This window comes from Bacillus sp. FSL M8-0350, assembly GCF_038593345.1.
In the GTDB taxonomy this organism is placed as follows: domain Bacteria; phylum Bacillota; class Bacilli; order Bacillales; family Bacillaceae; genus Bacillus; species Bacillus safensis.
This window is the reverse complement of sequence record NZ_CP151985.1, coordinates 3,149,530-3,162,179: the sequence shown is the minus strand read 5'-3', so window position 1 is coordinate 3,162,179 and position 12,650 is coordinate 3,149,530. Positions and strand designations below refer to the sequence as shown.

9 protein-coding genes are annotated in these 12,650 nt (G+C 36.1%); 8 read left to right on the top strand and 1 reads right to left on the bottom strand.

All coding sequences use genetic code 11. From position 1 onward, the window contains the following. Nucleotides 1–16: 16 nt before the first annotated feature. From NSS80_RS16585 to NSS80_RS16570, 4 genes are read left to right on the top strand one after another with little or no spacing between them, the layout of a single operon-like run. Nucleotides 17–3,265: an SNF2-related protein gene (locus tag NSS80_RS16585; protein ID WP_317221835.1), complete on the top strand. Its 3,249-nt coding sequence runs from the start codon at nucleotides 17–19 to the stop codon at nucleotides 3,263–3,265. Continuing rightward, nucleotides 3,265–4,002 carry a DUF4391 domain-containing protein gene (locus NSS80_RS16580; RefSeq protein WP_317221836.1) on the top strand — a complete coding sequence of 246 codons (738 nt, stop codon included), beginning with the start codon at nucleotides 3,265–3,267 and terminating at the stop codon, nucleotides 4,000–4,002. Before NSS80_RS16585 ends, NSS80_RS16580 begins: the two co-directional genes overlap by 1 nt. Then, nucleotides 3,987–5,897: a site-specific DNA-methyltransferase gene (locus tag NSS80_RS16575; protein WP_317221837.1), complete on the top strand. Its 1,911-nt coding sequence runs from the start codon at nucleotides 3,987–3,989 to the stop codon at nucleotides 5,895–5,897. The genes NSS80_RS16580 and NSS80_RS16575 overlap by 16 nt, the downstream gene beginning before the upstream one ends. 12 nt (nucleotides 5,898–5,909) lie before the next feature. Further along, on the top strand, nucleotides 5,910–8,864 hold the full coding sequence (locus NSS80_RS16570) for a DEAD/DEAH box helicase family protein (RefSeq protein WP_317221838.1): 2,955 nt from the start codon (nucleotides 5,910–5,912) through the stop codon (nucleotides 8,862–8,864). Nucleotides 8,865–9,087: 223 nt separating this feature from the next. Here NSS80_RS16570 and NSS80_RS16565 read toward each other — a convergent pair whose 3' ends face one another. Beyond that, nucleotides 9,088–9,342 (bottom strand): hypothetical protein, encoded by a 255-nt coding sequence (locus NSS80_RS16565; protein WP_317221839.1) that lies wholly within the window; start codon nucleotides 9,340–9,342, stop codon nucleotides 9,088–9,090. A 247-nt stretch (nucleotides 9,343–9,589) separates the two neighbouring features. Between NSS80_RS16565 and NSS80_RS16560 the strand changes: the two genes are divergently transcribed. The 4 genes from NSS80_RS16560 (at nucleotide 9,590) to copZ (ending at nucleotide 12,593) form a co-directional block, all read left to right on the top strand. Beyond that, the gene (locus tag NSS80_RS16560; RefSeq protein WP_326483724.1) at nucleotides 9,590–11,191 is read left to right on the top strand and encodes a histidine kinase N-terminal 7TM domain-containing protein; all 1,602 of its coding nucleotides are present in this window, start codon (nucleotides 9,590–9,592) and stop codon (nucleotides 11,189–11,191) included. A gap of 257 nt (nucleotides 11,192–11,448) precedes the next feature. Continuing rightward, the gene (locus NSS80_RS16555; RefSeq protein ID WP_034280921.1) at nucleotides 11,449–11,904 is read left to right on the top strand and encodes a DUF6376 family protein; all 456 of its coding nucleotides are present in this window, start codon (nucleotides 11,449–11,451) and stop codon (nucleotides 11,902–11,904) included. Nucleotides 11,905–12,008: 104 nt separating this feature from the next. After that, nucleotides 12,009–12,314: a metal-sensing transcriptional repressor gene (locus NSS80_RS16550; protein WP_012011272.1), complete on the top strand. Its 306-nt coding sequence runs from the start codon at nucleotides 12,009–12,011 to the stop codon at nucleotides 12,312–12,314. Nucleotides 12,315–12,386: 72 nt separating this feature from the next. Further along, nucleotides 12,387–12,593 carry a copper chaperone CopZ gene (copZ, locus tag NSS80_RS16545; protein ID WP_024423475.1) on the top strand — a complete coding sequence of 69 codons (207 nt, stop codon included), beginning with the start codon at nucleotides 12,387–12,389 and terminating at the stop codon, nucleotides 12,591–12,593. Nucleotides 12,594–12,650: the final 57 nt, after the last annotated feature.

The window sequence follows — 12,650 nt, the reverse complement described above, 5'->3', positions numbered from 1 at the left end:
TAAGAGGTGCTGAATTTTGAAAATAGATTTAGTCGATAATAAAGGGAATAACACACTCGTTCAAGTAATGAAAGGTGAAATAAAAAAAGGCTCGGAAATTGCAGTGGCCTCTGCAAAATTGAGTATGAATATTTTTCAGGAATTAAAAAAAGCGTTAGCGAAAGGGGAATCTTTTCGCTTTCTCTTTACAGAGCAAACCTTTTATCAACAAGAAATTGATGATAATCATCAATTTAAATTAGTAGAAAGAAAAGGCCAGCAGCTCGATTTAGAAGGAAACCAGTTTGAAATTCCATTAAGAAATCAAATGCAGTCTAAACAAATTGCACGAGAGTTATCAGAATGGATCAATCAACACGCCCAGTTTAAGACGATTTTAGGAGACAGCTCGTACCCTAAGCAAATCATGATTAAAAACAAAATGGATGAGGACATTTTTATTCAATCGGAAATTGAGTTTACAGCAGATGGGTTAGGCATTACTCCTTCAAAACGTCAAGCAAGCTATACAGTTATGAAAGAGACACTTGGTGTTACAAAAAACTTGCTTGCAGAATTTGACCTAATTTGGAAAGATGAAACAAAATCGAAAGAAGTTACTGCAGAAGTTTTAGAGCAACTAGATGCTTTTCAAAAAGAAAATGCGCCGGAGTGGCTCTATTTTGTAACGTTATATAATATTTTCACGGAGAATTTAGAAGGTCTTTCAGAGGATAATATTCTTAAAGAAGGATTGAACTTTAAAGATACGTTCATTTGGAATAAGCTGTACCCGTTCCAACGCGATGGTGTAATAGGCATGATCGATAAAATGGAGAACTATAATGGCTGTATTTTAGCGGATAGTGTGGGGCTAGGGAAAACATTTTCGGCACTCGCTGTCATCAAATACTATGAGCTGCGAAATAATCGTGTATTAGTTTTATGTCCGAAAAAGCTACGTGATAACTGGGCGGTTTACACACAAAATGATAAGCGAAATGTTTTAAATGAAGACCGCTTTAACTATGATGTATTAAATCATACCGATTTAAGTCGAGAAAATGGGATGTCAGGTGAAATACGTCTAGACACAATCAATTGGTCCAACTATGACCTGGTTGTAATCGATGAATCGCACAATTTCCGAAATAATAATGCGCATAAGGGTCGAATAACACGCTATCAAAAGCTTATGCAGGAAATCATTAAAAAAGGTGTAAAAACGAAGGTGCTACTATTATCAGCTACACCTGTAAATAATAAAATGAATGATATCAAAAATCAAATTGCCTTTATAACGGAAGATAACGATCAGGCACTTAAAAAAGAAGGTATAGATAGTATTGAGCAAACGTTACGCACGGCACAAGCGTCGTTCAATCGTTGGACAGCTTTGCCGTCGCCAAAGCGAACGACAGAAGAGTTTTTAAATATGGTTGAGCAAGACTACTTCCAATTGCTTGATTTACTAACCATTGCTCGAAGTCGTAAGCACATTGAGAAATATTATAATGTCAACGATATTGGTAGTTTCCCAACTCGGTTGAAGCCGCTTTCTATTAAAGCCGATGTTGATACAGAACACCGATTTGTTAATATGAACGAAGTCAATGAGCGCTTAGAGTCATTGAGCTTTAGTATTTATCAGCCAATGAAATACGTTTTACCTCATAAACGAAAGTATTATGAAGAATTGTATGATACTAGAGTAAAGGGTGGCCAATCGACGTTTAAACAAACAGACCGTGAGTTTGCAGTAGCAGCTTTAATGAAGGTGAACTTGTTCAAGCGTTTAGAAAGTTCTATTCATTCATTTAGACTGACGCTTGAAAAATTAGTTGGACGAATTGAAGATACACTCCAAACATTACAGCTTCAAAATCAGCCAACATATTCGGAACAATATGATGATACGGAGTTAGATGATGAACAGCTCGAAGCGATTACAGTAGGGAGTGACAAAGTACAAATTCAATTAAATGATATTGATGCGTTGAAATGGGCAGGAGATTTACGTGCCGATTTAGCCACATTACAGGATTTATTACAACAAGCAACACAAATTTCAACTATACGTGATGCCAAGCTTGAACAATTAGTCAATTTAATAAAAGGAAAAATTAAAAATCCAATTAATCCAGGCAATAAAAAGGTTATTATTTTCTCAGCGTTCGCTGACACGGCTAAGTACTTGTACGATAATCTTTCAGAGCGTTTACTTAATAAACAACTTCATTCTGCGTTAGTTGTCGGAAGTGGAGCGAATAAATGTACCTTAAAAGGCGTTCGTGTCAAAGACATTAATGATATTTTAATGAACTTTTCACCAAAATCTAAGGAACGCTACAAGGTGGACAGTAAACGTATAGATGAAATTGATATACTTTTTGCGACCGATTGTATTTCAGAAGGACAAAACTTACAGGACTGCGATTACTTAATAAACTACGATATTCATTGGAATCCAGTACGTGTCATCCAACGATTTGGACGTATTGATCGTATCGGTTCAACTAATACAGAAATTCAACTTGTCAACTTTTGGCCGAATATGGAATTAGATGAATATATCAATTTAGAAGAACGTGTGAAAGGACGTATGAAAATATTAAATACTTCTGCTTCTGGGGAAGAAGATATTTTAGATACGACATCGAAAGAAATGAATGATTTAGAATATCGTCGCAATCAATTAAAAGCGCTGCAAAATGATGTGTTAAACTTAGAGGATGTTTCAGGTGCGATATCGATTACTGACTTAACATACACCGATTTCAAAAGTGATTTGAGTACCGCATTAAAATTGTATAAAAAAGAGCTTGCAGCTGCACCAAAAGGTTTGTATGCGGTTGTAAATAATGCCGATTTGCCTGAAGCAAAATCAGGTGTGATTTTTTGTTTCAAACAGCATAAAGAAATAGCTGTTGAAAGCAATAGTTTAGCACCATACATTTTATTGTATGTGACAAATGAGGGCGAAGCGTTTATACATTACACACATGCGAAGAACATATTAGATGTTTATCGTAAATTAACGCTAGGCAAAAAACAACCAGAATTAAATTCAGTTGAGTGGTTTAATAAGCAAACAAACGATGCCGTGGAGATGGAGCATTATCAAGACTTATTGAAGCAATCAATTGATATTATTAAAGATAAACAAGAAGAGGTAGGCTTTGAAAGCTTGTTTAGCTTCGGTTCAAATACATTACAAAGACAGTTGGACTTAGGTGACAATGAAATTGAACTTATTTCATTTTTAGTTGTAAAGGATGAACTATGATGAATGAAGCGCAGTTATTAAAGGCGATTGGAATTCCGAAAGTAACCCAAATTATGAAAACATTGCCGTACAATCAAATGGAAAACAAGCTAACATCAGCTCAGAAAAAAATCATATCTGAGCATGTTGTATCAAGAGGGATTCGTATTTTAGCGACGATCCAAGCGAGCAATACAAATATCGATACATTTGAAAGTGAAACAGAGCGTTATGATTCAATCGTTTTTTTAGCTATAAACGTAAAGGATTTAAAAAAGGCAGTGCAAATTTATAAAGTGTTTATGAGTATTATGCCGAATCCTTTAGTAATTATATTCTTTGATGGTTCAAATACGAAATGGGTATTCTCCACACACATTAAGAAAAAAGATGGATACTTAGTAAGTGACACTATTTATGAAATAAAGGAAGTCGTAACACTGCAACAGGTTGAACAACAATTGAAATTTGAAAACCTTAGTAAAACAAATTTAAAAATGTTTTATGAATCGTGGCTTGAGCGTTTGCTACAATTAGAATTACAAACTCGATATAACATTTATACACTGATTTCTTTAAAAAATAATTTGCTTGAGAAACTCGTCGTGATGGACGCACAAATTGACGATTATGTAAGGCGGGCTAAAAAAGAAACACAATTGAACATGCGGGTTGAATTACAACAAGCAGCAAATAAAGTAAAGATTGCGAAACAAGCATTAATAGAAAAGGAGCAAGACAAATGGTTAATAAAATGAATGGTGAATCCTTAGATATAACGGCACAAAATATTGCACGTTTAAAAGAGCTATTCCCAGAAATCTTAACTGATGGTGAAAAAATTGATTTTGATATGCTGAAAACGGTATTAGGAGAAGTTGTAGAAACAGAGCAAGAACGCTACCAGTTCACATGGCATGGCAAGAAAAAGATGATTGAAGGCACACAAAAGCCTTCAAAAGGCACACTACGACCAGTACCTGAAAAAAGTAAAAACTTTGATACAACAGAAAACTTATACATTGAAGGCGATAACTTAGAAGTGTTGAAGCTGCTGCAAAAATCGTATAACGGGAAAATTAAAATGATTTATATTGATCCGCCTTATAATACAGGGAAGGATTTTGTATATAAAGATAATTTTAAAGATGGTGTGCAGAATTACTTAGAACAAACAGGGCAAGTTGATGATGATGGGAATATCTTATCAACAAATACCGAAAGTAACGGAAGATTCCATACGGATTGGTTGAATATGATGTATGCACGATTGAAGTTGGCGAGGAATTTGTTGGCTGATGATGGTGCTATTTTTATTAGTTTAGATGATAATGAATTAGAAAATTTAAAGAAAATTTGTAATGAAATTTTTGGTGAATCAAATTTCATTTCAAATATTATCTGGGAAAAGCGATATACACGAAACAATGATGCAAGGATGTTTTCAAATTTAACAGAGTATATTTTGATGTATAGAAAATCCGACAAATTAAATTATTTAAGAGAGCCTAGAACAGCAAAAAATGATTTAATTTATAAAAATATCGATAATGATCCTAGGGGACCCTGGACGAGTGTCTCTTTCGTAAGTCAAAGAACTAAAACAGAGCGTCCAAATCTAAGCTATAAAGTTTTTAATCCTATTAAAAAAATAGAAGTGGAACATCCAGTGAATGCTTGGAAATATAGTAAAGAACAATATGAGACATTAGCAGCTGATAATAGACTTTATTGGGGGAAGGATGGAGAAAATCAATTCCCAAGGTTGAAACGCTTCTTAAGTGAATTAAGTGAAGGGATTGTTCCTATTAACTTTTGGAATTATAAAGATACAGGGACTGTTGACGATGGTACAAAGATGGTAGCTAATTTATTAGGGAAAAATGTTTTTGACTATCCGAAACCGATTTCACTAATCATGAGAATGATGAATCTTGCGATGAAAAAAGATGATATAATTTTAGATTTCTTTTCGGGGTCTGCAACAACCGCACATGCTGTGATGAAATTAAATGCAGAAGATGGTGGCAAAAGGAAATTTATTCTGGCTCAAATTCCCGAAAGGTTAAAGAAACAATCGGAAGGAGCGAAACAAGGATACGAAACGATTTGTGATATCGGTGAAGAACGTATTCGTCGAGCTGGAGAGAAAATTAAAGAGGAGTTAAGAGAAAAACAGCAAAAAGCAGGGATGCTGGACGAAAAAGTTGTAGATCCAGAAGCCTTAGATGTCGGTTTTAAAGTATTAAAACTCGATACATCGAACATACGTGAATGGAACGTCGACTTTGAAAATTTAAAAGACGAGCTAGATTTATACGAAACACCATTTGTCGATGAGCGTTCTGAACTAGATATTGTGTATGAAATTATGTTAAAGCAAGGTTTAGAATTAACATATCCGATTGAAACGTTTGAAGTAAACGATAAAAAAGTTTACGACATTGCTTTTGGAAGTTTATTCATTTGCTTATCAAAAGAAATTACGCCAGATGTTGCAAAAGCCATGATTGCACGCCGTGATGAACATGGAACAGATACAAGCAGCGTCATTTTCAGCGATGCAGGTTTCAACAATGATTCAGATAAATTGAACTGTATTGAAATTCTAAAAGATGCAGGTTATCCAGAAGATAACTTGTTAACGATTTAGAGGTGAGCAATAATGAAAATTCAATTTGATGAATTAACATATCAATCAGATGCGATAGGCGCCGTATTAAGTGTATTTGAAGGGCAACAAATTCGTAAATCAGAATTTACGATTATGGATCAAGATATACAGGGAAAGCTATTTGGTGAAAAAGGTGTCGGCAATAAAATTGATGTATCAGAAAGTAAACTGCTACAAAATGTTCAACAGATTCAAATTAAGCAAGGTATTCCAATTGCTCAATCAATTCCATCACCTTTCCCCCAGTTCAATATCGAAATGGAAACAGGAACAGGGAAAACCTTTGTTTATTTAAAATCGATTTTAGAAATGAATCGTAAATTTGGATTTACGAAATTTATTATTGTAGTTCCTTCTGTAGCGATTAAAGAAGGAGTTATGAAAACACTTCAAATGACGAAAGAATATTTTAAAACACAAATGCAAGGAATTGTTTATCGTGAATTTATGTACGATAGTTCTAAGTTAGAAAATATACAAGCATTTGCTTCAAATGAAAATGTGGAAATTATGGTTATTAATATTCAAGCGTTCAATAGTGAAGATAATATTTTCAACCGCAACGATCGTGATAGTTTATATGGTATTTCACCTAAAGATTATATTGCGGAAACAAATCCAATTGTCGTGATTGACGAGCCACAAAGTGTAGATAGTACAGCTAATGCAAAGGCTGCAATTGCTGCTTTAAATCCGTCGCTTGTATTCCGCTTCTCTGCAACGCATAAAGAAGAAGGTTATCCTTTACTTTATAAATTGGGACCTGTTGAAGCGTATCAAAACAAGCTAGTAAAACAAATTGAAGTAGCGGGAGTTAAACGCACAATTGATGGTAATGTGGCTCACTTACGATTATTAGGTATTAAAGCGACAAAGACTGCTGTTACAGCATCCGTAGAGGTTTTAGTGAAAACGAAAGCAGGCATTGTGAGAAAGATTATTTCTTTAAAGAAAAACGATGACTTAGTGAAAAAGACAAAGCTAACGGCTTATGAAGAGATTGGTTATGTTCGTGATATATCGGCTGAAAAAGACAATGAGTACATTGAGTTTTCAGGCGAGCCATCTGTCATTTATTTAAGTCAAGCACATTACGCAGACTTAGAGGTGAAGCGTGGTCAAATTCGTAAAACAATTGAGGAACACTTAAATAAAGAGCTAAAGCTAAATGCTTTAGGAATTAAAGTGTTAAGTCTATTCTTTATTGATAACGTAGCAAACTACCGAAAATATGATGAGGAAGGTAAGCCTTATTTAGGGGAATATGGTCAAATTTTTGAAGAAGAGTATAATGACGTCTTAAAATCCCCTAAATATAAAAAGCTTCGCGATTATCATATTCCTGTGGAAGAAGTGCATAATGGATACTTCTCAATCGATAAAAAAGGCAAATTCAAAAACGGTGGAGAAAAGGATGAAAGTGCCTTCCAAATCATTATGAAAGACAAAGAAGATTTACTGACAATGTATGATGAAGAAAAAGGTAAGACAAAAACAGCTCATAAACTGCGTTTTATTTTCTCGCATTCAGCGTTGAAAGAAGGGTGGGACAACCCAAATGTTTTCCAAATTTGTACGCTAATTGATTCGAAAGATGAATTGACGAAGCGACAAAAAATTGGTCGGGGTCTTCGCATAGCTGTTAACCAAGATGGTGAGCGTGTACATGGATTCGAAGTCAATACGTTAACCGTGATGGCAAATGAAAGCTACGAAGAGTTTGCTACTGGCTTACAGCATGAGTATGAAAAAGAAGGTATAGAGTTCGGTATTTTTAAGAATGATACATTTAGTTCGCTTGTGCTGGAGGAAGATGAACTGACAGGTTATCGAAAACCTTTAGGTCATGAGTATTCAAAAAAGCTAGTTGAATACTTAACGGAGCAAAAATACATAGATTCAAAAGGGAAAGGTACAGTTGCCTTAGCGAAAGCAATTAAAGATCAAGTATTTGAACTACCTGAAGAATATACGGTACTTGCGCCTAATATGACTGAGAAAGTTATCGCTGCAATTGAACAGAAGTTTAATACAGAGAAAATTGAAATTAAAGATCATGCGAAAAAAGAAATGGTTCGTTTAAATAAAGAAGCGCTATCAGGGCCATTCCTTGAGCTGTGGGAGCGCATTAAATATAAAACGACGTATTCGATTCAATTTGATAGTGAACAGTTCATTAGCGATGCGGCAAAAAAATTAAAGGATGAATTGTTAGTACGTATTCAAAAATTAGAATACGAACGAATGCAATTGAAAATCGAAGAAAGTGGTATCGAAGAAAAAACAACAACAAAAACAAGTTTCAGTACTGTTCAACGAGAATACACAAAATCTCCTGATATTTTAACGGAGTTACAGCAAGATACGAAACTAACTCGTAAAACATTAGTTGCGGTTTTAAAGAAGAGTGATACGCTACATGATTTTAAAGTGAATCCACAAATGTATATGCTAGAGGCCGCGCGCATTATTAATGCAGCTAAACGCTTAGCAATGGTGGATGGCGTTAAATATGAGAAACTGGAAACAGAAGAAGTATACGATCAAAGCTTATTCAAACAAGAAGAAATTGAATCGTATGAAGATAGCATTGTGAAAGTTTCAGATAATCGTTCTACTTATGACCATGTAATTGTAGATTCTAAAATTGAAAGAGATTTTGCCGAAGCATGTGAAAAAGATCCAAATGTAAAGTTTTATATTAAATTGCCTGCAGACTTTAAAATTAAAACGCCACTTGGAAATTATAACCCTGACTGGGCATTATCTGTTGAAGAAGATGGCAAAGAGAAATTGTATTTTATTGTAGAGACAAAAGGAAGTACAGCCGCAGAAGATTTACGCAAGACAGAATTAGACAAAATTCGTTGTGGAGAAAAGCACTTTGCTGCGATCAATACAGGTATTACATTTAAGCGAGCAGTTGAACTAGATCAAGTTTATTAAATGTCAGGAGACTTTTTCATATCGGTATACTATTTGAATCAGTAAAAGGTTGAAGAAAGAATTAAACCTTATTATTTGACATGGTAACTCACGCAAAACTGATAATCCACGAATGAGAATTACATTTTCGAAAGAGGAATTAATACGCATTAGTGATTCTAAGAATAAGCATGAGGAGTGCTTATTCTTAGAATTAGATTTATATCGGTATATCATTCGCCAATTAATGGTCGACTTTATTAAAATGTTTCCTCGGATAAGTCTCTAAAAACCGCACAAACAAAGGACAAACCACAATCACTGCCATCATCATCAACAAACCATTCGATACAATTTTCACAAAAGTTGTTTGAACCACATAAACTGCGATCAGCAGTAAATAACTCACCAAAAATAAAAATCCAGAACTTCTCTTTTCAAACGGCTTCTCCAAAAGAATCAGCATAAACAGCCCCGCCATTATAATCAAAAAAGTCATATACCTTGCAAGCCTCCTCTTCATTGATTTCCCAATCCCCACATTGTACAGATATTTCTCCGAACGCAACATATCTCTCCCTCAAATTAAGCAAAAAGTAGCGGAAATATAAGGTCTATTGGACAAAAGTCGACCGAAACTTTACAAAAAACCCCCAACCAATTCAAAATCACATCTTCCCATTTGTGACTTCCTCATATATAGTAATATTAGACTAGTTCTAAATAACTGAAATTGGGGCGTTTACATGGATTCGATTGTTTTACATTTTATTGTGATCATGAGTGTTTCTGGCATTCTGTCCGTGATATTATCAATCATTGCTCATGCGAACCGCCACCGGTATATTGGCTGTCAATTGTTTATGTACATGTCTGGAGCAACTGCGATTTATATCTTTGGGCATACGTTTGAATTATTGGCTCGTACCCCTGAAGAAATCATGTTCTGGGTTTGTTTTCAATACATAGGTCTTCCGTTTATCGCACCGCTCAGTCTGCTGATTGTGCTGCAATTTACGGGGTTCCATCAATATTTCACAAAGCGCCGCGTGCTTCTCATCTTATTGATTCCAACTCTCACAACCATTATGGTGTTCACCAACTCTTTACATTCACTCTTTTATCGAAGCATCACGATGAATCCAGTAGATGGGTTTTTATTGGCTGATTTTACGATTGGCTATTGGTATATCATTCATGGCGTTTATACGTTTGGCTGTTCGATGCTTGCTATTTTTATGCTGCTTTGGTTTTTACGTGTCACAAAAAAAGAATATTTAAAGCAGATTCTGATACTATTAGTGGGAATGTCCTTACCAATTTTGACTTCTTTTATTTATTTACTAGGCGTTACACCCCTGCATATTGATCCGGTTCCTGTGGTGATGTTTCTTACCAACGCACTCTATTTATGGGCAATTATGTCGTTCCAGCTGTTTAAGCTGTCTCCCATTGCAATGGAGCGTGTGTTTGAGCATATGTCTGAAGGGGTTTTGATTTTAGATCGATATCGGACACTCATTGATTACAATCCCGCTGCTGCATCGATCATTCCAGCACTTGCGAATAAAAAGGGAATTGGCTATAAGATCGACGATATTTTCTCAGCAATCATCAAAGATTCAGCGTTTATTCAATGGCTGCGCTCTCCGCAGGATCATTCGCAATATGATTTAATGTGGAAAAAAGAAAAAGAGCAGTCCTATTATTATCAACTGACCGCTTCGTCTCTATTTAATAGAAGAGGAGAGATTGAGGGCAGGCAAATAGTGATCAGTGATGTTACAGAGCAGCGTTTGCTGCAGGAAGAGCTGGAGCGTCGTGCGTATATCGATGGTTTGACGAATATTTTCAATCGATCTTCTTTCATCGAACGAACGCAGTTGATCCTTGAAGAGGATGCGCAGGATACCGCTGTTATGCTGTTTGATATTGATTTCTTTAAACAAATCAATGACACACACGGACATCATATCGGGGATGAAGCGCTGCGTCATGTTGTCTCTATTTGTCAGGAGCATTTACAAATGGATGATTTATTTGGACGATATGGGGGAGAAGAGTTTGCCATTTGTCTGCCTCATCAGTCATTTAAAGAGGCATGTCATATCGCGGAGCAAATAAGACATTCGTTTGAAGCAAGTTTCTTTACGAATGATAAGGAAAAAGTGCGAGTGACAGCGAGCTTTGGAATTGCTCACACAGCCAATGATCCTTGTGTATTAGAGACACTTCTATTTGAAGCGGATCAGGCCTTGTATATGTCAAAACGCCAAGGACGGAACCGGATTTATGCATCCACTGGTAAGGGCCATGTTCTGTATCAAGAGCAGGATCTTCCGCATTGACTGTTGTCCTGACATTCGATATGATAAACATAACATTTGAACGGTTTCCTAAAGGGGAGTAGCTTTTACGGTTTTGGTCGTCACTACAGAAACATTCGTTGTTTCTCGGCCATTCCGGCATGAACAATGTTAGCCAGACCTTTGCCTATCACACATGAGGCAAAGGTCTGGCTATTTTTAAGGTCTTTTTGCATCTGTGTGATAGGGAAGCGGAACAAATGATGCTTTTAATCCTACAGATGAAAGGATGATCGATCTTGAAAAAATACGTGATGGCTTGTCTATTTTCAGGCACGCTTGTATTAAGCGGTTGCTCCGGCTTGCTTGATCAGGTCAACGATACAACGACGTATGTCACTGAGGCAAATGACTATGTGACGGACATTCAGCAATTTACAGAGGAATTTCCAAAGCTCGCTGAAGAAGCTGTGCAAAACGCCGCCAAAAAGGCAGAATTAACGCAGCAGCTTGAATCGTTGAAGGCAGACATACAAGATTTTAATGAAGTCACAGCGCCAAAAATGGCAGAAGACCTTCATGCACAAATCATTGAAAAAAATAAAGTGCTGTCAGAGGAGATTCAAACATATATACAGCAATTGAAAGCAGGCGATATCGATGTTGCCGCCATACTGGAGGATCAGCAGGGATTGATGAAACAGCTTCAGCAATCCGTCAATCTTTTGCAGGATATCGAACAATTAACAAATTAGGACAAACAGCTTTATATGCGGTGTTCAGCATATCTTTGCCTTTTTCGGTGGAGATATGCTTTAATTTAGGTAAAGACAAGTCATAATGAAAAAAAGGTGATCACATGACAGAACATGAAGAAAGACATATGGCTTCGCCTAGAGCCGAAAAGGAAAAGGACCAATTGATCAATCGCTTGAAACGAGTGGAAGGACAAGTTCGCGGGATCCAGCAAATGATTGAAAACGATCGTTACTGTATAGATGTTGTGAATCAAATCTCTGCAGTCAATGCGGCTTTGAAAAAAGTCAGTCTTCATTTGATGGAAAAGCATACACATCATTGTGTTGCAGATGCTATCAAGAGCGGCAATGGGGATGAAGCCATTGAAGAGTTAATGACGGTCTTTACGAAACTGACAAAATCGTAGCATTTATGTTTACATCTATACCCTACTAGGGTATAGTAAATTGTAGAAAATGATTGATGGAGGCGATGAGAAGTGGAACAAGCAACACTTCAAGTGCAGGGCATGTCTTGCGGACATTGCGTGAAAGCAGTCGAAGGAAATGTAGGAGAATTAGCAGGTGTGGAATCTGTGAAAGTCCATTTAGACAAAGGACAGGTGGAGGTTTCATTTCATCCGGATCAAGTCACGTTACACCGTATTTCTGATGTGATTGAAGAACAGGGATATGATGTCGTATAAATAAGTATACGTGCTGCAGTACAGCACGTATTTTTTTCAAAAAATAATACCCCCATG